22 protein-coding genes are annotated in these 24,728 nt (G+C 62.0%); 15 read left to right on the top strand and 7 right to left on the bottom strand.

What is annotated here, in order from left to right:
• Positions 1-72: 72 nt before the first annotated feature.
• Positions 73-1,524, top strand: a complete 1,452-nt coding sequence (gene pyk, locus CFY91_RS12530) for a pyruvate kinase (protein ID WP_093986714.1) — start codon at positions 73-75, stop codon at positions 1,522-1,524.
• Between the two features lie 25 nt (positions 1,525-1,549).
• Positions 1,550-1,894 (top strand): YajD family HNH nuclease, encoded by a 345-nt coding sequence (locus CFY91_RS12525; RefSeq protein ID WP_093986713.1) that lies wholly within the window; start codon positions 1,550-1,552, stop codon positions 1,892-1,894.
• Between the two features lie 63 nt (positions 1,895-1,957).
• Here the strand turns inward: CFY91_RS12525 and fadD1 are convergent, their stop codons facing one another.
• Positions 1,958-3,646: a long-chain-fatty-acid--CoA ligase FadD1 gene (fadD1, locus tag CFY91_RS12520; RefSeq protein ID WP_093986712.1), complete on the bottom strand. Its 1,689-nt coding sequence runs from the start codon at positions 3,644-3,646 to the stop codon at positions 1,958-1,960.
• A gap of 308 nt (positions 3,647-3,954) precedes the next feature.
• The gene (gene fadD2, locus CFY91_RS12515; protein WP_093986711.1) at positions 3,955-5,643 is read right to left on the bottom strand and encodes a long-chain-fatty-acid--CoA ligase FadD2; all 1,689 of its coding nucleotides are present in this window, start codon (positions 5,641-5,643) and stop codon (positions 3,955-3,957) included.
• A 211-nt stretch (positions 5,644-5,854) separates the two neighbouring features.
• On the opposite strand from fadD2, the gene CFY91_RS12510 reads away from it, so the two are divergent.
• The 6 genes from CFY91_RS12510 to CFY91_RS12485 all read left to right on the top strand — a co-directional run bounded on the left by CFY91_RS12510 (position 5,855) and on the right by CFY91_RS12485 (position 10,347).
• The gene (locus CFY91_RS12510; protein WP_093986710.1) at positions 5,855-6,793 is read left to right on the top strand and encodes an alpha/beta hydrolase; all 939 of its coding nucleotides are present in this window, start codon (positions 5,855-5,857) and stop codon (positions 6,791-6,793) included.
• 46 nt (positions 6,794-6,839) lie between these two features.
• Positions 6,840-7,310, top strand: a complete 471-nt coding sequence (locus CFY91_RS12505; protein WP_093986709.1) for a MaoC family dehydratase — start codon at positions 6,840-6,842, stop codon at positions 7,308-7,310.
• Positions 7,311-7,420: 110 nt separating this feature from the next.
• On the top strand, positions 7,421-7,645 hold the full coding sequence (locus CFY91_RS12500; RefSeq protein WP_093986708.1) for a DUF2061 domain-containing protein: 225 nt from the start codon (positions 7,421-7,423) through the stop codon (positions 7,643-7,645).
• A gap of 30 nt (positions 7,646-7,675) precedes the next feature.
• Positions 7,676-8,242, top strand: a complete 567-nt coding sequence (locus CFY91_RS12495; RefSeq protein ID WP_093986707.1) for a hypothetical protein — start codon at positions 7,676-7,678, stop codon at positions 8,240-8,242.
• Positions 8,243-8,303: 61 nt separating this feature from the next.
• Positions 8,304-9,575, top strand: coding sequence for an alpha/beta fold hydrolase (locus CFY91_RS12490; RefSeq protein WP_093986706.1), 1,272 nt, complete (start codon positions 8,304-8,306; stop codon positions 9,573-9,575).
• Positions 9,565-10,347, top strand: a complete 783-nt coding sequence (locus tag CFY91_RS12485; protein ID WP_093986705.1) for an MlaA family lipoprotein — start codon at positions 9,565-9,567, stop codon at positions 10,345-10,347. Before CFY91_RS12490 ends, CFY91_RS12485 begins: the two co-directional genes overlap by 11 nt.
• A 7-nt stretch (positions 10,348-10,354) precedes the next feature.
• Here CFY91_RS12485 and CFY91_RS12480 read toward each other — a convergent pair whose 3' ends face one another.
• Positions 10,355-11,506 carry a patatin-like phospholipase family protein gene (locus tag CFY91_RS12480; protein WP_093986704.1) on the bottom strand — a complete coding sequence of 384 codons (1,152 nt, stop codon included), beginning with the start codon at positions 11,504-11,506 and terminating at the stop codon, positions 10,355-10,357.
• 38 nt (positions 11,507-11,544) lie between these two features.
• Positions 11,545-12,480, bottom strand: coding sequence for a lipid A biosynthesis lauroyl acyltransferase (locus CFY91_RS12475; RefSeq protein WP_093986703.1), 936 nt, complete (start codon positions 12,478-12,480; stop codon positions 11,545-11,547).
• Between the two features lie 126 nt (positions 12,481-12,606).
• On the opposite strand from CFY91_RS12475, the gene minC reads away from it, so the two are divergent.
• The 6 genes from minC to CFY91_RS12445 all read left to right on the top strand — a co-directional run bounded on the left by minC (position 12,607) and on the right by CFY91_RS12445 (position 18,922).
• The gene (gene minC, locus CFY91_RS12470) at positions 12,607-13,323 is read left to right on the top strand and encodes a septum site-determining protein MinC (RefSeq protein ID WP_093986702.1); all 717 of its coding nucleotides are present in this window, start codon (positions 12,607-12,609) and stop codon (positions 13,321-13,323) included.
• A 100-nt stretch (positions 13,324-13,423) separates the two neighbouring features.
• A complete protein-coding gene (minD, locus tag CFY91_RS12465; protein WP_093986701.1) occupies positions 13,424-14,239 on the top strand; it encodes a septum site-determining protein MinD in 816 nt (271 codons plus the stop codon).
• Positions 14,236-14,490 (top strand): cell division topological specificity factor MinE, encoded by a 255-nt coding sequence (gene minE, locus CFY91_RS12460; RefSeq protein ID WP_093986700.1) that lies wholly within the window; start codon positions 14,236-14,238, stop codon positions 14,488-14,490. The genes minD and minE overlap by 4 nt, the downstream gene beginning before the upstream one ends.
• Before the next feature lie 81 nt (positions 14,491-14,571).
• The gene (locus CFY91_RS12455) at positions 14,572-15,207 is read left to right on the top strand and encodes an RluA family pseudouridine synthase (protein ID WP_093986699.1); all 636 of its coding nucleotides are present in this window, start codon (positions 14,572-14,574) and stop codon (positions 15,205-15,207) included.
• A 71-nt stretch (positions 15,208-15,278) separates the two neighbouring features.
• Positions 15,279-17,561 (top strand): M10 family metallopeptidase, encoded by a 2,283-nt coding sequence (locus CFY91_RS15920; protein ID WP_093986698.1) that lies wholly within the window; start codon positions 15,279-15,281, stop codon positions 17,559-17,561.
• Between the two features lie 71 nt (positions 17,562-17,632).
• Positions 17,633-18,922: a M18 family aminopeptidase gene (locus CFY91_RS12445; protein ID WP_093986697.1), complete on the top strand. Its 1,290-nt coding sequence runs from the start codon at positions 17,633-17,635 to the stop codon at positions 18,920-18,922.
• A 74-nt stretch (positions 18,923-18,996) separates the two neighbouring features.
• Here the strand turns inward: CFY91_RS12445 and ahpF are convergent, their stop codons facing one another.
• The 3 genes from ahpF to CFY91_RS12430 all read right to left on the bottom strand — a co-directional run bounded on the left by ahpF (position 18,997) and on the right by CFY91_RS12430 (position 22,386).
• Positions 18,997-20,550: an alkyl hydroperoxide reductase subunit F gene (gene ahpF, locus CFY91_RS12440; RefSeq protein WP_093986696.1), complete on the bottom strand. Its 1,554-nt coding sequence runs from the start codon at positions 20,548-20,550 to the stop codon at positions 18,997-18,999.
• A gap of 150 nt (positions 20,551-20,700) precedes the next feature.
• On the bottom strand, positions 20,701-21,264 hold the full coding sequence (gene ahpC / locus CFY91_RS12435; protein ID WP_093986695.1) for an alkyl hydroperoxide reductase subunit C: 564 nt from the start codon (positions 21,262-21,264) through the stop codon (positions 20,701-20,703).
• Between the two features lie 159 nt (positions 21,265-21,423).
• Positions 21,424-22,386, bottom strand: coding sequence for an NAD(P)H-quinone oxidoreductase (locus tag CFY91_RS12430; protein ID WP_093986694.1), 963 nt, complete (start codon positions 22,384-22,386; stop codon positions 21,424-21,426).
• A 190-nt stretch (positions 22,387-22,576) separates the two neighbouring features.
• Between CFY91_RS12430 and CFY91_RS12425 the strand changes: the two genes are divergently transcribed.
• Positions 22,577-24,661, top strand: coding sequence for a carboxy terminal-processing peptidase (locus tag CFY91_RS12425; protein ID WP_093986693.1), 2,085 nt, complete (start codon positions 22,577-22,579; stop codon positions 24,659-24,661).
• The last annotated feature ends 67 nt before the right edge of the window (positions 24,662-24,728 follow it).

The raw sequence follows: 24,728 nt of genomic DNA, 5'->3' as shown, positions 1-24,728 counted from the left end.
AGTGCGAGGCCAGGCATGACTACAGAGTCAGCTCGGTGTAGCCTCGCTGCACTCTTGAACCTGGAGCCTCGCATGACCCTTCGTCGCAGCAAGATCGTCGCCACCCTCGGCCCGGCCAGCAACACCCCTGCCACCCTCAACGCCCTGATCCATGCGGGTCTGGATGTGGCACGCCTGAACTTCTCCCACGGCAGTGCCGATGAGCACCGCGAACGGGCGCGTCTGGTCCGCGAGCTGGCTGCCGCGGCCGGGCGCCATGTGGCTCTGCTGGGCGACCTGCAGGGCCCGAAGATCCGCATTGCCCGCTTTGCCGAGAAACGCATCGAGCTGGCCGCCGGCGATCACTTCCGTTTTTCCATCAGTCACCCGCGCGATGCCGGTACCCAGCAGGTGGTAGGTATCGACTATCCCGACCTGGTCAAGGACTGCCAGGTCGGCGACCAGCTGTTGCTCGACGATGGCCGGGTGGTAATGCAGGTGGAGCGTGTCAGTAGCGACGAACTGGGCTGCCGGGTACTGATCGGCGGCCCGCTGTCCGACTACAAGGGCATCAACCGCAAGGGCGGCGGGCTCACCGCGCCGGCGCTGACCGACAAGGACAAACGCGACATCCAGCTGGCCGCCGAGCTGCACCTGGACTATGTGGCGGTGTCCTTTCCGCGCGATGCCGCCGACATGCACTACGCCCGCCAGCTGCTGCAGGAAGCCGGTAGTGATGCCTGGCTGATCGCCAAGATCGAACGTGCCGAGGCGGTAGCCGACGACCACACCCTGGATGAGCTGATCCGCGCCAGCGACGGCGTGATGGTCGCCCGCGGCGACCTGGCGGTGGAGATCGGCGATGCCGAACTGGTCGGCATCCAGAAGAAGATCATCCAGCACGCCCGACGCCTGAACAAACTGGTGATCACCGCCACGCAGATGATGGAGTCGATGATCGCCAGTCCGATGCCGACCCGCGCCGAAGTCTCCGACGTGGCCAATGCGGTGCTCGACTATACCGATGCGGTCATGCTCTCCGCAGAAACCGCCGCCGGCCAGTATCCCGTGCAGGCCGTAGAAGCCATGGCACGCATCTGTCTGGGTGCGGAAAAGCACCCGACCAGCCAACGCTCCAGCCATCGCCTGGGACACACCTTCAGCCGCTGCGACGAGAGCATCGCCCTGGCCGCGATGTACACCGCCAACCACTTTCCCGGGGTCAAGGCGATCATCTGCCTGACCGAAAGCGGCTATACCCCGCTGATCATGTCGCGCATCCGCTCCGCCGTGCCGATCTTCGCCTATTCGGCACAACGCGCCACCCAGGCCCGTGCGGCGCTGATGCGTGGGGTCTACACCATTCCCTTCGATATCGACGCCTTTGCCGCGGAGCACCTCAGCCAGGCGGCGGTCGATGAACTCCTGCAACGCGGCCTGGTCAACCCGGGTGACTGGGTAATACTGACCAAGGGCGACAGCTACCACACCATTGGTGGCAGCAATACCCTCAAGCTGTTACAGGTAGGCCAGGCGCTGGCCTGAGCGGCGCTCACCAGGAGACAAGGTCATGAGCAAGGTTGATGAACTGATTGCCGCCAACCGCCGCGAGCGTGAAGAAAGCTACCGGCGCCTGGCGCTCAAGCTCTACCCGCATGTGTGCGGACGCTGCGCCCGGGAGTTTTCCGGCAAGCGCCTCAGCGAACTGACGGTGCATCACCGCGACCATAACCATGACAACAACCCAGCCGATGGTTCCAACTGGGAACTGCTCTGCCTGTATTGCCATGACAACGAACATGCGCGCTACACCGATCAGCAGTACTACCGCGAAGCCACCCCCGGCAGCGACAAGCCCGCCACGGCGACTTACAAGGCGCTCGGTGACCTGGCCCGCCTACTCGGCAAGTCCTAGCCAGCCCTGAAACGACAAGGCCCCGCCGAAGCGGGGCCTTGCACAAACGCACGCTGACTCGGCTTACTTCTTGCCGAGCTTCTTCAGCTCTTCGTCACGCAGCTCGCGACGCAGAATCTTGCCCACGTTGGTGGTCGGCAGCACCTCGCGGAACTCGACGTAACGCGGCACCTTGTAGCCGGTCACATTGGCACGCATGTGCTCCATGACCTGCTCCTTGCTCAGGCTCTCGCCCGGCTTGACCACCACGAAAACCTTGATCGCTTCGCCCGACTTCTCGTCCGGTACGCCAATCGCCGCGCACTGCAGTACGCCCGGCAGGGTGGCCAGCACGTCTTCCAGCTCGTTGGGATACACATTGAAACCGGACACCAGGATCATGTCCTTCTTGCGATCGACGATGCGCATGAAACCATCGTCCTGAATCACCGCGATATCACCGGTTTTCAACCAGCCTGCGGCATCGAGAATCTCGTCGGTGGCTTCCTGGCGCTGCCAGTAGCCCTTCATCACCTGCGGCCCCTTCACGCACAGCTCGCCAATCGCGCCCATGGGCAGGTCGTTGCCCTCGTCGTCGATGACCTTGCACTGGGTCGAAGGCACCGGAATGCCGATGGTGCCGATCTGGATATTCTGGAAAGGATTCACCGACACCACCGGGCTGGTCTCGGTCATCCCGAAGCCTTCGCAAATGGCACAGCCGGTGACTTCCTGCCAGCGCTCGGCGGTAGCCAGCTGCAACGCCATGCCTCCGGAGAAGGTGGCCTTGAGGCTGGAGAAGTCCAGCTTGCGGAAATCTTCGTTGTTGCACAGGGCCACGAACAGGGTGTTCAGCCCCACGAAGCCGGTGAAACGGTAGGCAGCCAGATCCTTGATCATCGCCGGCAGATCGCGCGGGTTGGTGATCAGTACGTTATGCCCACCCACCAGCATCATGGCCATGCAATGGAAGGTGAAGGCATAGATGTGGTATAGCGGCAGCGGCGCGATGAGAATTTCGCTGCCTTCCTGCATTTCCGAACCCATCAGCGACTTGACCTGCAGCATGTTGGCCACCAGGTTGCGATGGGTCAGCATGGCGCCCTTGGCTACGCCGGTGGTACCGCCGGTGTACTGCAGTACGGCGATATCCTGATTGGCCGGAGTGGCTTCCTTGACGGCCTTACCCTTGCCCTTGGCCAGCGCGGCGGTGAGCTTGACGGCCTGCGGCAGGCTGTAGGGGGGCACCATCTTCTTCACATGCTTGACCACGGTATTGACCAGCAGGCGCTTGAGCGGCGGCAGCATGTCGCCGACTTCGGTCACCACCACATGCTTGATGCCAGTCTTGGGCAGCACTTCTTCAGCCAGGTGAGCCATGTTGGCCAGGCAGACCAGCGCCTTGGCACCGGAGTCATTGAACTGGTGCTCCATTTCCCGCGCGGTGTACAGCGGGTTGGTGTTGACCACGATCAGGCCGGCGCGCAGGGCACCGAATACCACGACCGGATATTGCAGCACGTTGGGCAACTGCACGGCGATGCGATCACCCGGTTGCAAATCGGTATGTTGTTGCAGGTAGGCGGCGAAGGCACCGGACAGCTCGTACACATCGCTGTAGCTGAGGGTCTTGCCCATGTTGCTGAAAGCGGGCTTGCTGGCGAAGCGCTGGCAGGACTCTTTCAGAACCGATTGGATATTTGGATATTGGTCAGCATTGATTTCCGTCGGAATACCGGCCGGATACTTGTCCTTCCAGAAATTTTCGGTCATGCAAGCCCACTCCTAAACGACAGCTGGTCTTCACCGCCCTCAAGGGCGATTGTTTATTGTCATAGTCATGTAAACGGGTCTGCCGGCCGGGCGGCCGGACAGAAAAGCGCGCCGAGCGTAGCAGTTTTGCCAGGCCTCGACCAGCACTAAACCTGGGCTCAGCAGTCATTAAATAGACCCAATCTATTGATTGCAGTCATTTTCCGGCCGCCATCTGCGAAGGTGCTACTGGCAGGTCGCGCCAGCGTCTGCGCCGGGCCTCCGGCTGCCGGTGAGTGTAGCCGGAGGCTGGCACTTGTGAGGATTTTTCAGGTCAGGTCGCGCAGCTCGCGACGCAGGATCTTGCCGACCGGCGTCATCGGCAGGCTGTCACGCAACACGATGTGCTTGGGCACCTTGTAGCCGGTCAGGTTTTCCCGGCAGTAGTTCTTCAGTTGCTCCACGCTCAGCGACGCATCACGCGGCACCACGAACAGCTTGACCGCTTCGCCGGAGCGCTCGTCCGGCACACCGATTACCGCGCAGCTGGCCACTTGCGGATGGGCCATGAGCACCTCTTCGACTTCGTTGGGGTAGACATTGAAGCCGGAGACAATCACCAGATCCTTCTTGCGATCGACGATACGCACATGCCCGTCCTCGTCGATCACCGCGATATCCCCGGTCTTCAGCCAGCCCTGCTCATCAAGCACCTCGGCAGTCGCCTCGGGGCGCTGCCAATAACCCTGCATGACCTGCGGCCCCTGGATGCACAACTCGCCCGGCTCGCCCAGCGGCAACTCCACACCCTGCTCGTCGATGACCTTGAAGGCCGTACCAGGCACCGGAATACCGACACTCCCCAGGCGCGCCAGACGCCCGTAGGCATTGGTGCTGGCAACCGGCGAGGTTTCCGTCAGGCCGTAACCCTCCACCACCGAGCAGCCGGTGATCTGCTGCCAACGTTCAGCGGTGGCCTTGACCAACGCCGTACCACCAGAGTTGGTGACCTTCAGGCGAGAGAAGTCCAGGTCCTTGAACTCGGGATGATCCATCAGCGCCACGAACAACGTATTAAGGCCGAGCAAGGCCGAGAAGCGCCACTTTTTCAACTCGCGAATGAAGCCGGGAATATCCCGCGGATTGCTGATCAGCACATTGTGGTTGCCGGTGACCAGCATGCACATGCAGTTCGCGGTAAAGGCATAGATGTGATAGAGCGGCAGGGGCGCAATCATCACTTCTTCGCCCTCGCGGAGCAGTGGCTGCCCCTGCTCATCCAGCTGCCCCAGACAAGCGCGCACCTGCTGCATGTTGGCGACCAGGTTGCCGTGGCTGAGCATGGCCCCCTTGGCGACCCCCGTGGTGCCACCGGTGTACTGCAGCACCGCAAGGTCTTCGAGGGATAGCGGAACCGTGCGGTAGCTGGCCGGATCGCCCTGGCGCAGAACCTTGCGCATGGACACCGCCTGCGGCAGGCGATAGGGCGTGACCATCTTTTTGACATGACGGACCAGGGCATTGATCAGCCAGCCCTTGGCGACCGGCATCAGGTCGCCCATGCGCGCCTCGATCAGGTACTCGATCGGCGTGTCCGGCAGCACCTGCTCGACCAGGTGGCCAAACACATTCAGATAGACCAGCGCCCGCACACCGGCATCGCTGAACTGGTGTTTCATTTCCCGTGCCGTGTACAGCGGGTTGGTGTTGACCACTACCAGACCGGCACGCAGGGCACCGAATACGGCAATCGGGTACTGCAGGATGTTGGGCATCTGCACGGCGATACGGTCACCCGGCTGCAGATCGGTATGCTGTTGCAACCAGGCCGCAAAAGCGGCGGCGTGCCGATCCAGTTCGGCATAACTGAGGGTCACGCCCAGGTTGCTGAAGGCCGGACGCTCGGCAAAGCGCTGACAGGAGCGCTCGAACACATCCACCACCGAGCGGTAGTCGCCCATGTCCAGGGTATTGCTCACGCCCGGCGGGCGCTTGTCGTTCCAAAACTCGGCCTGCATTGTTGTTGTCCTCTTGGCCTGTTTAACGGGTGCCCGGCGAACTTAGCAGCTTGCCCCGAGCAGGCAAATACGCCGCACGCGCAGATTCGTGTCGTGAATTGTCCGGCCTGCACAGCCGGCATGGGCTCCCCCTGACGCGCCAGCCGAGGCTATGCCCGGGCCATGCGGCGGTGCACAATGCAGCCAGTCACAGGGCAAAGGATCTCCCGTCATGCCGCATTCCTCGTTCTGGCTACAGGCCACCGACGGCACCTCGCTGTATGTCAATCAATGGTTGCCCGCACAAGCGCCTCGCGCGGTACTCATGCTGGCCCACGGCATGGCCGAACACAGCGCGCGCTATGCGCGCTTCGCCGATTTTCTCAACCTGCACGGCATCGGCCTGTTCGGCCACGACCAGCGCGGCCATGGGCAGACCGCACAGCACGGCCTGCTCGGGCACTATGCCGACCATCACGGCTGGCACAAGGTGGTCGGCGACCTGGCCTGCCTCAACCATCACATTCGCCAGCAGTTCCCACGCACCCCCATCCTGCTGTTCGGCCACAGCATGGGCAGCTACATCGGCATGGCCTACCTGATGCAGCACAGCTGCAGCCTGCAGGGCGCCATACTCAGCGGCTCCAACTATCAGGCCAGCCCACTCAAGTACCTGGCGGCACGCAGCATCGCACGCCTGGAAAGCCTGCGCCTGGGACGCCGCGGGCGCAGCCGGCTACTCAACTGGCTGACCTTTGGACGTTTCAACCAGGCCTGCCAGCCGAGGCACAGCGCCTTCGACTGGCTCAGCCGGGATGCTGCCGAAGTGCAGCGCTACCTGGACGACCCGCTATGCGGCTTTCTCTGCACCAACCAGCTATGGCTGGACCTGCTTGGCGGCCTGCTGCAGATCAGCCAGGTGGAACAGCTGGCGCAAATCGATCCACAATTACCGCTGCTGGTCACCGGCGGCCAGTGTGACCCGGTCAGCCAGGGCCGCCGTCTGCAGGAACTGGCCGAGGCACTGCGCCTGGCTGGCGCCCAGCAGGTCAGCCTGCATGTCTACGAGCAGGCGCGTCACGAACTGCTCAACGAAATCAATCGCCAGCAGGTCAGTGAAGACCTGCTGGCCTGGATCGAACTGGCCCTGCAGCACCCCCGCTGCCACTGATTGCCCTCGCGCTCGCGCGGGGTTCTTTACCTGTCGAGGAGTACCCATGACCCAGGTTCGCAACTTCCCCTACGATACCCTTGAAGTCGGCCAGCAGGCCCGCCTGCAGAGAACCGTCGAAGAGCGTGACATCCAGCTGTTTGCCGCCGTATCCGGCGACCGCAACCCGGTGCATCTGGATGCGGAATACGCTGCGGCCAGTCTGTTCAAGGAGCGTATTGCCCACGGCATGTTCAGCGGCGCGTTGATCAGCGCGGCGATTGCCTGCGAACTGCCCGGCCCGGGGACCATCTACCTGGGGCAACAGCTCAAGTTCACCCGTCCGGTCAAACTGGGCGACCAGCTCACCGTGGAGCTTGAGGTTCTGGAAAAGCTCGCCAAGGGCCGCGTGCGCCTGGCGACCCGCGTCAGCAATCAGGCCGGCGAACTGGTGGTCGACGGCGAGGCCGAAGTACTGGCACCGCGTGAAGCGCTGAGCATCGAGTTGCCGGAGCTGCCGCCGATCCAGGTTGGCTGACTGAAAAAGCTATCCAGCACATAGAAAAGCTGTATTTCCGCAACAACAGGCGGCGGCCTAAGCTGAGTTCAACAGAGAAGCATTCTCGACCGAACACGGGAGCCGCCGCCATGCTCAAGACCTTCACCTTTACCCTCATGCACTTCTGCATCGCCTTCGCCGTGACCTACGCGCTGACTGGCAGCGTGGTGGCCGGCGGCCTGGTAGCGTCTATCGAACCGCTGTGCAACTCGGTGGGCTTCTACTTCCACGAGAAGCTCTGGCAGCGCATCGAGGGGCGCAAGGTCGCCAGGCAGCAGATACCCGCCCACGCCTGGCTGCATCACCAGGCCTGACGTGCCTGCCGGCCTGCTACACTGGCCGGCATGCTCAATCGTCGCCTCGTTTTCATTGCCGCCGCGCTGGTCAGCCTGTGGCTGATTTGGCCAGCGCTGCGCCCCACGCCCCCGGCCCCGCCGCTGTCCCTGCCTGATGGACAGCTGCAACTCTCCGGGCATCGCATCATTCCCCTACAGCCTTTCAGCCTGGAAGCCCGGGTACTGGGCCGCGAGGATTACTACCTGGACCGCCCGGCCCAACTCTCGCCAACCGACCTGGCGCTGGGCTGGGGCCCCATGGCCGAACCGGCAAACTACCAGCGCGTGGCCATCAGCCAGCGCAACCGCTGGTACTACTGGCGGGTCGATGAGTTCTTCATCCCGCGCCGCGACATCGAGCGGCACAGCGCCAACATGCACATGATCCCGGCCAACCCTGTGGTAGCCAAGACCCTGGCTCGCGTCAAACGCGAGCAGCGCATCAGCCTGCGCGGCCAGCTGGTGCGCGTGGAAGGTGATGACGGCTTTCGCTGGGTCAGCTCACTGAGCCGGGACGACACAGGGGACGGCGCCTGCGAAGTGATCTGGCTGGAACACCTGGAGATTCTGCCCTGACGAACCATTGCCCGGCAGCACAGTCTCACCCCCTGGTTTGCCCGTTGCCCAAGGAGTTGCCATGCGGCCATTGCTGCTACTGATCTGCCTGCTACCCACCTGGCTACTGGCCGACGACTATGGCTATCCGCTACACAATCCCTTCGAGGCCACCATTGCCGGCACCCCGGTCGCGCTGCGCCCCGCCCTGCCTGACGAGCAGTCCATCAGCCAGCGCGACTACAGCCTCAATCTGCGCCCGGAGCGCGCCAACCGCCTGCCTGCCAACTTCTGGCCGGTACGCCGCCTGCGCTACCGCCTGGCCAGCCAGCCCGGCCCGGCGCCGCTGATCTTCATCATTGCCGGCACTGGCGCGCACTACGCCAGCAGCACTCCGGAATACCTGAAACGGCTGTTCTACGGCGCCGGCTTCCATGTGGTACAACTCTCTTCGCCTACCAGCTACGACTTCATGGTGGCGGCGTCGCCCAACGCCACCCCGGGCTTCAGTCCCGATGATGCCCGCGACCTGTACCGGGTCATGCAGACCATCCAGGCACGCCACCGCGATCTGCCGGTCAGCGCCTGGCACCTCACCGGCTACAGCCTGGGCGGCCTGCAGGCGGCCTTTGTCAGCCATCTCGACGAGCAGCAACAAAGCTTCAACTTCCAGCGCGTGCTGCTGCTCAACCCACCGGTCAACCTGTACACCTCGGTGAGCAATCTCGATCGCCTGGTACAGACCCGCGTACAGGGGATCGACGACCAGACCAGCTACTTCCAGGTGGTTCTGCAGAAAATCACCCGTTACTTCAGCGAAAAAGGCCATGTCGACCTGAATGCAGCGATGCTTTATGACTTCCAACGCTCCGGTGAACGCCTCACTGACGAACAGCTGGCCATGCTGATCGGTACGGTGTTCCGCTTTTCCGCGGCGGACATTGCCTTCACCTCGGACCTGATCAACCAGCGCGGGCTGATCACTCCGCCACGCCTGCCGATCAACGACAGCACGCGCCTCACCGAGTATTTCAAGCGTGCCCTGCTCTGCGATTTCGACTGTTACCTGAGCGAGCAGCTGATCCCTTCCTGGCGCGCCCTGCATGATGGCGGCAGCCTAGCGCAGCTGATCGAGCAGGCCAGCCTGTATGCGCTCAGTGAGTACCTCGGCAACAGCCGCAAGGTGGCCGTGATGCATAACGCGGATGACCCGATCCTCGGCCCGGGCGACCTGGGCTATTTGCGCCGCACCTTCGGCTCACGCCTGACGGTCTATCCCTATGGCGGTCACTGCGGCAACCTTGACTACCGGGTCAATGCCGCCGACATGCTGGAGTTCTTCCATGCCCCGTGATCTGTCCCGCCTATTTGTCCTGTGTGCCTGCCTGGCCGCTCCAGGCACTCTGCTGCTGGCTGCCGACGACGTTGATGCCGACGGTTTCCGCAATCCCATGCAGCGCCTGCACTTCAATCCGCGACTGGACCAGCGCGAGTTCGAGCGTTCCAGCTTTGCCGCCCTCAACGTGTATGACCCGTTCGAGGCCTGGAACCGCCGCGTCTACCACTTCAACTACCGCGCCGACCAGTGGCTGCTGCTGCCGCTGGTGGATGGCTATCGCAAGGTCACTCCGGGCTTCGTGCGCAGCGGCATACACAACGTCTTTCGCAACCTGGGCGAGTTACCCAACCTGTTCAACAGCCTGCTGCAGTTCAAGGGCCGGCGCGCCCTGGATAGCACCGGGCGCCTGCTCATCAATACCACCCTGGGACTGGCCGGCCTGTGGGACCCGGCCACACGTATGGGACTGCAGCGGCACAACGAAGACTTCGGACAGACCCTGGGCTTCTATGGCGTACCGGCTGGTCCCTATTTGATGCTGCCGCTGCTCGGCCCGTCCAACTTGCGCGATGGCAGCGGCCTGGTGGTGGATTTCAGCCTGGACAGCCAGGTCGACTGGCTGGGCATGGCCAGTGCCAGTGATCGCTACCCGGCCCTGCACCTGCTCAAGGCCATCGATACCCGCGACAACACCGCCTTCCGTTACGGACAAACCAACTCGCCGTTCGAGTACGAGAAGATTCGCTACGTCTACCACGAGGCACGCCAACTGCAGATCGCCGATTGAAGGCCGGTTAGAGCTTGAGAAAGGTGCGCAGCTCATCCTGCTGGGCCATGGCATCCTGGTAGCCCAGCTCGATCAGCTCGTTGCAATAGCCCGGTTCGAACAGCAGGTAGCTGAGTACCCCGCCCCCCCCTCGACGCGTCGCCCCTGGGCCGCGCAGAAACAGGCGCAAGGCCTTGGGTAGCTCGGCAATATGCCGCGCGGCGATCTCATCCAGCGGCTTGCTCGGGGCAATGGTCAGCACGTCCACCGGGCGCATACCCAGCCCGCGAGGTGGCGAAGCCAGCGGTAACTGCGCACTCATGTGGTTGATGCGTTCGAGCAGCTCCAGGTCGGTTTCCAGGTTGTCGATAAAGGTACTGTTGAGCATGTGCCCGCCGATCTGCGCCAGGCTCGGCGGCTGCCCCGTCTGCTGCCGGGGTGCCGGCCCGGTTTGACGGGTATTGCCGCTGACCCCAATGACCAGCACGCGACTGGCGCCCAGGTGCAAGGCCGGGCTGATCGGCGCCGCCTGGCGCAACGCCCCGTCACCAAAATACTCGCGGTTGACCTTGACCGGCGGGAAGACCAGCGGAATCGCCGCACTGGCCAACAGGTGCTCCAGATTAAGGCGCGTTGGCACGCCCACCCGCCGATGGCGAAACCAGGGATCGATGGCTGCCCGCCCCTGGTAAAAGGTCACCGCCTGAGCCGACTCGTAACCGAAGGCCGTCACCGCCACAGCCCGCAAGCGCCGCATACGCACTGCCGCAGCGATCCCGGAGAAGTCCAGTTCGCGGGCCAGCAACTGCCGCAACGGCCGGTTATCGAGCAACGCCACCGGCTCGGCCCGGCCGATTCCCAGCACGCTGTTGCCGACAAAACGCAGCGCCTGCAGGCTCACCCCCTGCCAATCACTGCGATAGACCTGATCGGTGTGAAAGCCCTGCCAGACCGTGGTCAGGCGGCGGATAGCCTCACTGAAATGTACCGCACCGCAGGCCAGGCCCACGGCATTGATAGCCCCTGCCGAGGTACCGACGATGACCGGGAAAGGATTGTGCACGGCGTTGGGCAGCAGGTCAGCAATCGCCGCCAGCACACCCACCTGATAGGCCGCACGTGCACCGCCTCCGGAAAGGATCAGCCCGGTCAGTCCCTGCTCGTGCTCCTGGCTGGCCATGCCCGCTCCTGTCTGTGTGCCGCCCCGCAGTATAGAACTCAGCGCCGCTGCTTGGGGTACAGGCGCGCTTCACCCGCTGGCCGGGTTTTGAAGCGCCGATGCGCCCACAGGTACTGCTCGGGGCAGGCGCGCACCACCTGCTCGATCCACTGGTTGATGCGCAGGCAGTCAGCCTCCTCGCTGTCACCCGGAAAGTCCTGCAGTGGCGGGTGGATCTGCAGGTGGTAGCCTGCGCTGCCGGGCAGGCGCCGCTGCGTGAACGGCACCACACGCGCCTTGCCCAGGCGGGCAAACTTGCTGGTGGCGGTCACCGTCGCGGCTTGAATGCCAAACAGCGGCAGAAAAATGCTCTGCTTGGGGCCATAGTCCTGATCCGGGGCATACCAGATGGCCCGCCCATTGCGCAGAGTCTTGAGCATGCCACGCACATCATCGCGCTCGATGGCCGTGGCATCGCGGTTGTGCCGTTCGCGACCACGACGCTGCAGGTAATCGAACAACGGATTCTTGTGCGCACGGTACATGCCATCAATGGTATGCACCTGCCCCAGCAGGGCCGCGCCAATTTCCAGGGTAGTGAAATGCACGGCCATGAGGATCACCCCCTGCCCCTCACGCTGCGCAGCCTGCAGGTGCTCCAGACCGTCGATATGCGCCAGGCGCGCCAGGCGCCAGCGTGGCCAGAACCAGCCCATCGCCGTTTCAAAGAACGCGATGCCGCTGGAGGCGAAGTTCTCGCGCAACAGACGCTCACGAGCCACCGCATCCTGCTCGGGGAAGCATAGTTCCAGGTTGCGCCGGGCAATCTCGCGGCGTGAGCGGGCCAGCCGCAACATCAACCAGCCCAGGCCACGCCCCAGTCTCAGCAACACGCCGTAGGGCAACTGCACCAGCAGCCACAACAAGGCCATGCCCAGCCACAACAGCCAGTAGCGCGGGTGCAGGAAAGCCAAGCGAAAGGAGGGACGATCCATAAGCAGATACCTGAGACAAAACGGCCATGCAGCCGGCGATGAGCGTGCCGCCGGGCATTCTACATGGCTTGCGGCCCTGCAGGCTTCTGGTTATAAGTCGAGGCGTTTTTACCCACTGGGCAGACCATGAGCCAAGCCGACCTTCTCGACCAAGACCCTGTATTCCAACTCAAGGGCAGCATGCTGGCCATCACTACCCTGGAACTGGCCCATAACGACCTCGACCGACTGGATCGCCAATTGCAGGCCAAGGTCGCCCAGGCCCCGGCGTTCTTCGAGAATACCCCCCTGGTGCTGGCGCTGGACAAACTGCCGGAAGCCGAAGGCACGGTGGATCTCAATGCGCTCATGCAGCTGTGCCAGCACCACGGCCTTCGCACCCTGGCCATCCGCGCCAGTCGCGCCGAGGACGTCAGCGCGGCCAACGCTCTCAACCTGCCGGTACTGCCGCCCTCGGGCGCCCGCGAACGACTGGTCGACCCGGCGCCGGTCAAGGTCGTCGAAGCCGAACCACGTCCCAGCCGGATCATTACCCAGCCGGTGCGCGGCGGCATGCAGATTTATGCGCAAGGCTGCGACCTGATCGTACTGGCCGCGGTAAGCGCCGGTGCCGAGCTGCTCGCCGACGGCAATATCCATGTCTATGGCCCTCTGCGCGGACGTGCCCTGGCGGGCGTCAAAGGCAATACCCAGGCGCGCATCTTCTGCCAGCAACTGGCTGCGGAAATGCTCTCCATCGCCGGGCAATACAAGACAGCCGAAGACCTGCGCCGCGAGCCGCTCTGGGGGCAGGCGGTGCAGGCCAGCCTGAGCGCCGACGTGTTGAACATCCGCAGCCTTTAACGGATACTGCCGGCACTTTTTTCGGAGCAACACCGAGGGCAGCAGGATGCCTGCGCGGCTGATCGGCGCCCCCGTATTCTACCTTTGAGGGTGATTCATCTTGGCCAAGATTCTCGTTGTCACGTCCGGCAAGGGCGGCGTGGGTAAAACCACCACCAGTGCCGCCATCGGTACCGGCCTGGCCCTGCGCGGGCACAAGACCGTCATCGTCGACTTCGATGTCGGCCTGCGCAACCTCGACCTGATCATGGGTTGCGAGCGCCGCGTGGTCTACGACTTCGTCAATGTCTGCAACGGCGAAGCCACCCTCAACCAGGCCCTGATCAAGGATAAACGCCTGGAAAATCTCTACATCCTTGCCGCCAGCCAGACCCGCGACAAGGACGCCCTGAGCAAGGAAGGCGTAGAGAAGGTCATCAAGGAGCTCTCCGAGCAGTTCGAATACGTGGTCTGCGATTCGCCGGCCGGTATCGAGAAAGGTGCACACCTGGCCATGTACTTTGCCGACGAAGCCATCGTGGTGACCAACCCGGAAGTGTCTTCGGTACGCGACTCCGATCGCATGCTCGGCCTGCTGGCCAGCAAGTCCAAACGTGCCGAAGAGGGCCTGGAGCCCATCAAGGAACGCCTGCTGCTCACCCGCTACGACCCGGAACGCGTCACCAAAGGCGAAATGCTCGGCGTGGAAGACGTCGAGGAAATCCTCGCCATCAACCTGCTGGGGGTGATTCCCGAATCCCAGGCCGTACTCAAGGCTTCCAACCAGGGCGTTCCAGTGATCCTCGATGACCAGAGCGATGCCGGCCAGGCCTACAGTGACGCCGTTGATCGCCTGCTGGGTAAAGAGGTGCCGCATCGCTTCCTCGACGTGCAGAAGAAAGGCTTCCTGCAACGGCTGTTTGGAGGTCGCGAATGAACATTTTCGATTTCTTCCGCGAGCGCAAGAAGGACACGCCGGCGGCCATCGCCAAGGAGCGCCTGCAGATCATCGTGGCCCACGAACGCGGCCAGCGCGCGCAGCCGGATTACCTGCCGGCTCTGCAAAAGGAACTGGTGGAAGTTATCCGCAAGTACGTCAACATCGATGCTGACCAGGTACAGGTTGCCCTGGAAAGCCAGGGTAGCTGCTCGATCCTCGAGCTCAACATTACCCTGCCGGATCGTTAACAGGCCGCACAGCCTGGATATACGGCGGCCACGTGCCGCCGTTTTTATTGCATAACCCCTGCAACCGCCCGTGGAAACCCCATGCCGCTGTCGAACATCGAGATCCTCCATGAGGATCCCTGCTTTCTGCTGATCAACAAGCCTACCCTGCTGCTCTCGGTCCCTGGCCGCGCCGAGGACAACCGCGACTGCCTGATCACCCGTCTGCAGGAAAACGGCTATCCCGAAGCGCGTATCGTGCATCGCCTGGACTGGGAAACCTCCGGCATCATTCTGCTGGCGCGCGATGCCGACAGCCATCGCGAGCTATCACGTCAATTCCACGACCGAGAGACGGAGAAAGCCTACACCGCGCTCTGCTGGGGCCAGCCGGATGCCGATAGCGGGCGCATCGAGCTACCGTTGCGTTACGACCCACCCAGCAAGCCTCGCCATGTCGTCGACTTCGAGCAGGGCAAGCATGCCCTGACCTTCTGGCGGGTCGTGCAGCGCTGCGGGCATTACAGTCGCGTGGAACTGACCCCCATCACCGGCCGCTCCCACCAGCTGCGTGTGCACATGCTGTCTATCGGCCATCCACTGCTGGGTGATGGCCTGTATGCCCACCCCGAAGCCCTCGCAGCCTGGCCGCGCCTGTGCCTGCACGCCAGCCAGCTGGCCTTCAGCCACCCTGCGACCGGCCAACTCCTGCGTTTCGAATGCCCGGCGCCTTTTTGAGGCGCCGCACAGCGAAAACCTGTTCACTGGGTTAGCATTCAAGCATTTCGTTGTTGAAGAGCTGCTTGACCATGCCCAGCCCCTATCAAGGCACCGCCACCCGCGTATCCCCACTTAGCAATGACAATCTGATCAACAGCTTGTTAACCACCGAGCGCTGGGACAAGACGGCGCTAACGTTCAGCTTTCTGACCCTTGGCCGCTCTTTCTATAGCAACAACTATTCATACGACGACGAATACAGCAATGCGTTCGCCTTGAGCAAGGCACAGATGAGCGCGGTACGCCAGGCACTCAACAGCTGGAGCGCGGTCAGTCAGCTGACTTTCAAGGAAGTGCGCGACAGCAGCAGTGTCGCGGGCGATCTGCGCTTTGGTGGTTTTTCCGGCATGCCTGACAGCTATGCGGCCTGGGCCTACTACCCGAGCACCGCGCCCGTAGGGGGCGATGTCTGGATTGGCCAAGTCACCAACGACCCTGCGCCCAGCCCCGGTAGTTACGACTTCCATACCTTCGTACACGAAATTGGCCATGCCCTGGGCTTGAAGCATCCCTTCGAGAGCGAAGCCGGCAATCCCGCCGTGCTGCCCAGCACACTGGACGATGCCCGCTACAGCGTAATGAGCTACAACAGCGACTACGACTTCCTGCCCACAGGCCCGATGCTGCTGGATATTGCCGCCATCCAGCACATGTATGGTGCCAACAACCAATGGAAAACGGGTAACGACACCTACCGCTGGGGCGCCAGCCAACAAATCTTCGAAACCCTCTGGGACGCGGGTGGCATCGACACCATTGATGCCAGCAACCAGTTGCGAGCGGTACGCATCGACCTCAACCCAGGCGCATTCAGCCGTATCGGCGCCAATATCTATGATTACCAGCGCGGAGAGAACGTTAATGACCTATTGAGCATTGCCTACAACGTCATCATCGAGCGAGCCATCGGCAGCGCCTATGATGATGAGCTGATCGGCAACAACACGGACAATCTGCTGGATGGCCGGGCGGGTAACGACACTCTGCGTGGCGGCCTGGGCAACGATAGTTATGTGATCGACAGCATTAATGACCGGGTCATTGAACTAGACGGCCAAGGCTACGATAGCGTACGGATCAACATTAACCAGCGTGACGGGCAGTACCGTCTACCTGATTACGTGGAAGAAGGCCAACTGATCAACAGCGTGGACTTCACCCTGCTAGGCAACGCTCTGAACAACACCCTGCTTGGCAACGCACGCAACAACCGACTGGACGGTGGTAGCGGCGCCGACACCATGAAAGGCGGTGCGGGCAACGATACCTACGTCGTCGATCATGCCGGCGATCTGATCATCGATAGCGCAGGCTTGGACAGCGTAGAAAGCTACATCAGCTTCACACTCGGCCAAGGGCTTGAGAATCTAGTCTTGCTGGGGCATTCGGCAATCAGCGGTACTGGCAACAATGCGGCCAATTTCATCGATGGCAGCCAGAACACTGCGGCCAACCTGTTGATTGGCTTGGGCGGTAACGATACCTACCTGCTCGGCAGCGGCGACCGGATTCAGGAGGCCAGCAACGCTGGACGCGACAAGGCACAGTCCTACTTCGACATCACGCTTGATGAGCACGTAGAAGACTTGCAACTGTTGGGAGGGGCCAATACCCAAGGCATTGGCAACAACCTTGCCAACACCCTACTCGGCAATACCGGCAACAACCTGCTGGATGGACGTGCAGGCGTGGACAAGCTCTACGGTGGGCAAGGCAACGATACCTACCTGGTAGACCTCAACAGCCGCAACGCATTGGAAGACAAGGTCATCGAAAAAGCCGCTGAAGGTATCGATACGATCTTTCTGCGCGGCGGTCAATCACTTAGCAAAGCAACAAGCATTAGCCTGGCCAGCCATGTAGAGCACCTCAACGCCAGCCAGACAGGCAGTACGCTGCTCAATCTCAAAGGTAACGTTAGCGATAACTGGCTCATTGGCAACAGTGCCAACAATCTCATTGATGGTGGAGCGGGCAATGACTTGCTAAGCGGCAATGGTGGCTACGACACGCTGATCGGTGGTAAAGGCGCCGATATTTTCCACTTCGACCTCTCCTGGCTCAACAGCAGCGCGGGAGCGCTCAGTTCACAAGTCAATGACTTCCGGCGCAGCGATGGTGACAAGCTGAATTTTGCTGGTGCTGCCTTCACGTTCACCGGCAATCAGTTCAGTGCTAGCGCAGGCACCTACCAACTGAGCTTCGCGGACGGCTTGTTGCGCGGCAGCAACGATCACGGACAAAGCGAACTGTTCCAGATCCGCCTGCTGGGCGTGAGCCAGCTATACAGTGACGACTTTCTGGCTGCCTGAGGCGTTGGCCCACGGCTTATCGCACCTTCCCTGCTAAGTTAGACTTGGCGTCATTCCGATGGAGTAACGCCATGTCCAACACGCTCAACCAGGGCCTGATCGATTTCCTGCAGTCCTCGCCCACCCCCTTTCACGCCACGCAGAGTCTCGCCCAGCACCTTGAGGCGGGCGGCTACCGGCAACTGGACGAGCGCGACAGCTGGCCCGTGGGCGTGCCCGGCAAGTATTACGTTACGCGTAACGGCTCCTCGCTGATCGCCGTGCATATCGGACGTCAGCATCGCCTGGAAGACGGCCTGCGTCTGGTCGGCGCGCATACCGACAGCCCCTGTCTGCGCATCAAGCCCAATCCGGAACTGGTGCGCCAGGGCTTCTGGCAACTGGGGGTCGAAGTCTATGGCGGCGCCCTGCTGGCTCCCTGGTTCGATCGCGATCTGTCGCTGGCCGGGCGAGTCACCTACCGTGCCGCCGGACGCGTGGAGAGCCAGCTGATCGATTTTCGTGCACCCCTCGCGGTCATTCCCAACCTGGCCATCCACCTCAACCGCGAGGCCAACCAGGGCTGGGCGATCAATCCGCAGAACGAGCTGCCAGCCATTGTCGCGCAACTGCTGCCTGGGGAAAGCCGCGATTTTCGCGACCTGCTGGCGGAACAGTTGAATCGTGAGCACGGCATCATCGCTGACACCGTGCTGGACTTCGAACTCAGCCTGTACGACACCCAGAAGGCCGCTGTGGTCGGCCTTGACCAGCAGTTCATTGCCGGCGCACGACTGGACAACCTGCTGTCTTGCTACGCCGGCCTGCAGGCACTGCTGTCTGCCGACGGTGAGCAAAGCTGCGTATTGGTGTGTACCGACCACGAAGAAGTCGGCTCCTGCTCGGCGTGCGGTGCCGATGGCCCATTCCTTGAGCAAACCCTGCGCCGCTTGCTCGGCGATGGCGAGGACTTCGTGCGGCTGATGCAACGCTCGCTGCTGGTTTCCGCCGACAATGCCCACGGCATCCACCCCAATTATGCCGACCGGCACGACGGCAACCATGGCCCACTGCTCAACGCCGGCCCGGTGATCAAGATCAACAGTAACCAGCGCTATGCCACCAGCAGCGAAACCGCCGGTTTCTTCCGCCACCTGTGTCTGGAAAACGAAGTGCCGGTACAGAGCTTCGTCACCCGTAGCGACCTCGGCTGTGGCTCGACCATCGGCCCAATCAGCGCCAGCCAGCTGGGCGTGCGCACCGTGGATATCGGCCTGCCAACCTTTGCCATGCACTCCATCCGCGAGCTGGCCGGCAGCCAGGATCTGGCGCATCTGGTCAAGGTATTGCGCGCCTTCTATGCCAGTCTCTCCCTGCCCTGAACGCCCTATTGGCGGACGGCCGGCCAATAAAAAGGGCAACCCGCGGGTTGCCCTTTTCGTATAGCGCCCGACGGTCAGCTGCGGATCAGATGATCGAACGCTGACAGCGAAGCCTTGGCCCCTTCGCCAATAGCGATGACGATCTGCTTGTAGGGCACGGTGGTCACGTCCCCAGCGGCAAATACGCCAGGCACATTGGTCTGGCCCTTGGCATCGACGATGATCTCACCAAAGCGGCTCAGTTCGACGGTACCTTTCAGCCAGTCGCTATTGGGCAGCAAGCCGATCTGCACGAAGATACCTTCCAGCTCCACACGGTGCAGTTCTTCGGTGACGCGATCCTTGTAGGTCAGCGCGGTAACCTTCTGACCGTCGCCCACCACTTCGGTGGTCTGTGCGTTTTTAATCACCGTAACGTTCGGCAGGCTGTACAGTTTCTTCTGCAAAACCGCATCGGCACGCAGGGTATCGGCAAATTCCAGCAGGGTGACATGGCTGACGATACCCGCCAGGTCGATGGCCGCTTCCACACCGGAGTTACCGCCACCGATCACCGCCACACGCTTGCCCTTGAACAGCGGGCCATCGCAGTGCGGGCAGAAGCACACGCCCTTGGCCTTGTATTCCTGCTCGCCGGAAACGCCCATCTCGCGCCAGCGCGCACCCGTGGAAAGGATCACTGTCTTGGCCTTGAGCGATGCGCCGTTCTCGAACTTCACCTCGTGCAGGCCGCCGGCGCTGCTGGCCGGAACGAGCGCCGCAGCACGCTGCAGGTTCATCACATCGACTTCGTATTCCTTGACGTGCTCCTCGAGGGCGCGCACCAGCTTCGGACCTTCGGTTTCCTTGACGGAGATAAAGTTCTCGATGGCCATGGTATCCAGTACCTGGCCGCCGAAACGCTCGGCAGCGACGGCCGTGCGGATGCCCTTGCGCGCCGCGTAGATGGCCGCTGCAGCGCCGGCCGGACCGCCACCGATGACCAGCACATCGAAGGCTTCCTTGGCGCTCATCTTCTCGGCGTCGCGGTTCGCCGCGCCGGTGTCGATCTTGGCGAGGATTTCCTTCACGTCCATGCGCCCTGAGGCGAACACTTCGCCGTTCAGGTAGATGCTCGGCACGGCCATCACCTGGCGGCGCTCGACTTCGTCCTGGAACAGCGCGCCGTCGATCGACACGTTGCGGATGTTGGGGTTGAGCACGGCCATCAGGTTCAGCGCCTGGACCACGTCCGGGCAGTTCTGGCAGGACAGCGAGAAGTAGGTCTCGAACTCGAACTTGCCTTCGATGCTCTTGATCTGGGCGATGGTCTCGGCGTCCAGCTTGGACGGGTGGCCACCGACCTGCAGCAGGGCCAGTACCAGCGAGGTGAACTCGTGGCCCATGGGGATACCGGCGAAGCTGACGCCGATATCGGTGCCCGGGCGAATCAGGGCGAAGGACGGACGGCGGGCATCGTTGCCGTCGGTCTTGAGGGTGATCTTGTCGGTCAGGCCGACGATGTCTTGCAGGAGTCCGAGCAACTCCTGGGATTTCTCACCGTCATCGAGGGAAGCGACGATCTCGAACGGCTGGGTGACCTTCTCGAGGTAGGCCTGCAACTGGGATTTCAGAGTGGCGTCCAACATGACGGGATTCCTCAAAGCAAATTTCGGACAAACAAACGCCCGGACGGATCGCGCCCGGGCGTTCGGGCACCTGCGGAAGTCCTGTAGGACTTCTTGAGGCGGAAAATGGCACGGAGCACGCCGCGTAACGCGGCGGCTCCTCGTCCATTTTTAGATCTTGCCGACCAGGTCCAGGGACGGAGCCAGAGTCTTCTCGCCTTCTTTCCACTTGGCCGGGCACACTTCACCCGGGTGGGCAGCGGTGTACTGAGCAGCTTTCAGCTTACGCAGGGTCTCACCGACGTCACGGGCGATCTCGTTGGAGTGGATCTCCACGGTCTTGATCACACCTTGCGGGTTGACAATGAAGGTGCCGCGCAGCGCCAGGCCTTCTTCATCGATATGCACGTCGAAAGCACGGGTCAGCTGGTGAGTGGGGTCACCGATCAGCGGGAACTGAGCCTTGCCAACGGCCGGCGAAGTTTCGTGCCATACCTTGTGAGAGAAGTGGGTATCGGTGGTAACGATGTAAACCTCGGCACCAGCCTTCTGGAACTCGGCATAGTTGTTAGCCGCGTCTTCGATTTCGGTCGGGCAGTTGAAGGTGAAGGCAGCCGGCATGAAGATCAGCACGGACCACTTGCCCTGCAGTGACTGCTCGGTCACTTCGATGAACTTGCCATTGTGGAAGGCGTTGGCTTTGAACGGCTGGACTTGGGTGTTGATGAGGGGCATCAAGGTACTCCTTGTGGATGAAAATCTGGCGGAAAGAATAATAGGGGCAACCGATTTAAAAAGCCTATTGATTAACCCCATGAATGCCATAGATTAACCCTATCGCAAACAAGGGCAACTACACCCACTGCGACCTGCGCAACACGCAAAGGTTTCCCTCTACATCCCATTAGCAATGCGCAGGGCCAGCTTCCCGACAACCTGATTACTGGCCAGCGAGGCAAATGCCTGCTCAGCCTGCTCTCGCGGGAAAGTGCCGCTCAATTGCGGTTGCAAGCGTCCACTGGCCAACAACGGCCACACTTCGCGTTGGAGGTCGGCCAGCAACTCACGCTTGAACGCCGCATCACGATTACGCAAAGTCGAGCCAATCAACTGCACACGCTTGCCCAGCAGTAGGCCCATATCCAGCTCGGCCATGCGCCCACCCATCAGACCGATACTGACCCAACGTCCGTCTTCGCCCAGCAGGCGCAGATTGAGCGGCGCATAGCTAGCCCCCACGGGGTCGAGAATCACGTCGAAAGGCCCTTGCTCCTGCAACTGTGCAGCCATCGACTCACCACGCAGCGCGCCGCCCACCGCCCCCAATGAGCGGCAATAATCCAGCTTGTCCGGGGAACTCACGCTGACCCAGCAGGGACTGGCAAAGGCACTGCATAGCTGGATCGCCGCCGAACCGACGCCGCTGGCGCCGGCATGCAACAAGACCCTCTCGCCAGGCTTGAGTGCCGCCAGCTGGAACAAATTCAGCCAGGCCGTGGCATAGACTTCCGGCAAAACCGCCGCCTGCTCCAGGCTAAGCCCTTCTGGCACAGGCAACACATGGCCTTCATCAACCACGACCTCATCAGCCATCCCGCCACCGGCCAACAGAGCACATACGGCCTCGCCGACCCGCCAGCGACTGCCGGCCCCCACTTCGCTGATCAGTCCCGCGCACTCCAGGCCCAGCCCCATACTGGCACCCGGCGGAGGCGGATAGACCCCAGCCAACTGCAGCAGATCGGCACGGTTCAAGCCAGCAGCGACCACCCGAATACGCACCTGTCCGACATCGCAGGACTGGCGCTCTGCGGCCTGCCACACAGGCCGCCCTTGTATGCCTTGCAATAGCTGCATAGCCCCTCCATAGTTCATCGCACAAGCACTGCATGCGAGCCTGTTCCAGGTGCGTGCACTGACCTGTCCTCTGCGCGGCATACTCGGCTGTCGAACAAGGCCGCGCAGGCTAGCGGGCAGTTTCCACGGGAACCTCTGCCTCTTCCAGGTGACCTAATATGCGTCATCACCAGCCCGACGTCGAATCAGCATGAAGCGTACACTCCTTGGCTCCACCCTGGCCCTGGCTTTGGCAATGGCTCTGCAGCCCCTGCATGCAGCCGTGGCCAAGTCCACCGACTGGAACTACCTGCAGCCCACTCGCGAACAGGCCATGGCCAGCCTCAACGTGGTCGAACTGCTGCGCCGCCACCACTACAGCAAGCCACCACTGAACGATGCACGCTCGCAAAAGATTCACGAGAGCTACCTAAAACTACTCGACCCGGCGCGCCTGTACTTCACGGCCGCTGACATTGCCGAATTCGCCCCGCTGCGTGATCGCTATGACGACCTGCTGAAGAGTGGCGAACTCAACCCGGGCTTCGAGCTGTACCGCCGCCATCTGCAACGCCTGGAAGAGCGTCTGCTGTATAGCCTGGATCTGCTTGAGCGTGGCGTTGCCCAACTCGACTTCAGTCTCGACGAGCGCCTGGAAATCGACCGGGAACAGGCCGCCTGGGCCAAAGACAGCGCGGAACTGGATGATCTGTGGCGCAAACGCCTGAAGGACGAAGTCTTGCGCCTGCGCATTGCCGGAAAAGACGACAAGGCTATCGAAGAACTCCTGCAGAAGCGCTACAGCAACCAGCTCAAGCGCTTGCAGCAAACGCGTAGCGAGGATGTATTCCAGGCTTACATCAATGCTTTCGCGCAGACCTATGACCCGCACACCACCTACCTGTCGCCGGACAATGCGGAAAACTTCGACATCAACATGAGCCTGTCTCTGGAAGGCATCGGTGCCGTCCTGCAGAACGACAACGAGCATGTGAAGATTGTCAGTCTGGTGCCCGCCGGCCCTGCGGAAAAAAGCAAGCAACTGGCACCGGCCGACCGGATTATCGGCGTGGCTCAGGGTAATGGTGAGATGGTCGACGTCATCGGCTGGCGTCTGGATGAAGTGGTCAAACTGATCCGCGGCCCCAAGGGCTCACAGGTCCGCCTTGAAGTCATTCCGGCCAGCAATGCCCCCAACGACCAGACCAGCAAGGTCGTCAGCATCACCCGCGAAGCAGTCAAACTGGAAGAGCAAGCTGCCAAGAAGTCGGTCCTGGAACTGCAACACGAGGGGCGCGACTACAAGCTGGGGGTGATCGACATTCCCACCTTTTATCTGGATTTCAAGGCTTATCGCGCTGGCGACCCGCAGTACAAAAGCACCACGCGCGACGTCAAACGCCTACTCAAGGAACTGCAGGCCGAGCAGGTCGACGGCGTGATCATCGACCTGCGTAACAACGGTGGCGGCTCGCTGCAGGAAGCCAATGAGCTGACCGGCCTGTTCATCGAACAAGGTCCTACGGTACTGGTGCGCAACAGCGACGGCAGCGTCGACGTACTCAGCGATGACAGCAACGGTACCTATTACGACGGCCCGCTGGCGGTACTGGTCAATCGCTTGTCGGCCTCGGCTTCGGAAATCTTTGCTGGCGCCATGCAGGACTACCATCGCGCCCTGATCATTGGCGGCCAGACCTTCGGCAAAGGCACGGTGCAGACCGTGCAACCGCTCAATCATGGCGAGCTCAAACTGACATTGGCCAAGTTCTACCGGGTGTCCGGACAGAGTACCCAACACCAGGGCGTACTGCCGGATATCGCCTATCCGCCGCTGGTGAATCTCAGCGAGATCGGTGAAAGCGCCCTGCCGGAAGCGATGCCCTGGGACAGCATTCGCCCGGCCGTACGCCCGGCCCATGACCCTTTCGGCCCTTTCCTGGCCGAGCTCAAGGCACGTCATGAAGCACGCAGCGCCAAAGACCCGGACTTCCTGTTTAGCCGGCAGCGCCTGCAGCTGGCCGAAGAACTGAACCAGCAGACCCACGTGAGCCTGAATGAACAGGCCCGCCGTGCCGAGCATGCCAGCATCGAGGCACGCCAACTCGCTCTGGAGAACGCCCGCCGTCAAGCCAAGGGCGAACAGCCACTAACCGCACTACAGGAAGAGCCGGAGGACGGCCTGGACAGCGAAGAAGCCCATGAACCGGCAGGCAAGGATGACGCTTTCCTCGCGGAAACCGGACGCATCCTCCTCGACTATCTTAGCCTGGGCACGCGCTTGGCCAAGCACTGAAATGCGCAGGCAATACCCGCCTGCCGTCATCAAAGCGTCATAGTCACGGCGTGAAATGATCGGGCTC

The sequence above is a fragment of the Pseudomonas fluvialis genome (assembly GCF_002234375.1).
Classification (GTDB): domain Bacteria; phylum Pseudomonadota; class Gammaproteobacteria; order Pseudomonadales; family Pseudomonadaceae; genus Aquipseudomonas; species Aquipseudomonas fluvialis.
This window is presented reverse-complemented; position numbering and strand designations above follow the sequence as displayed.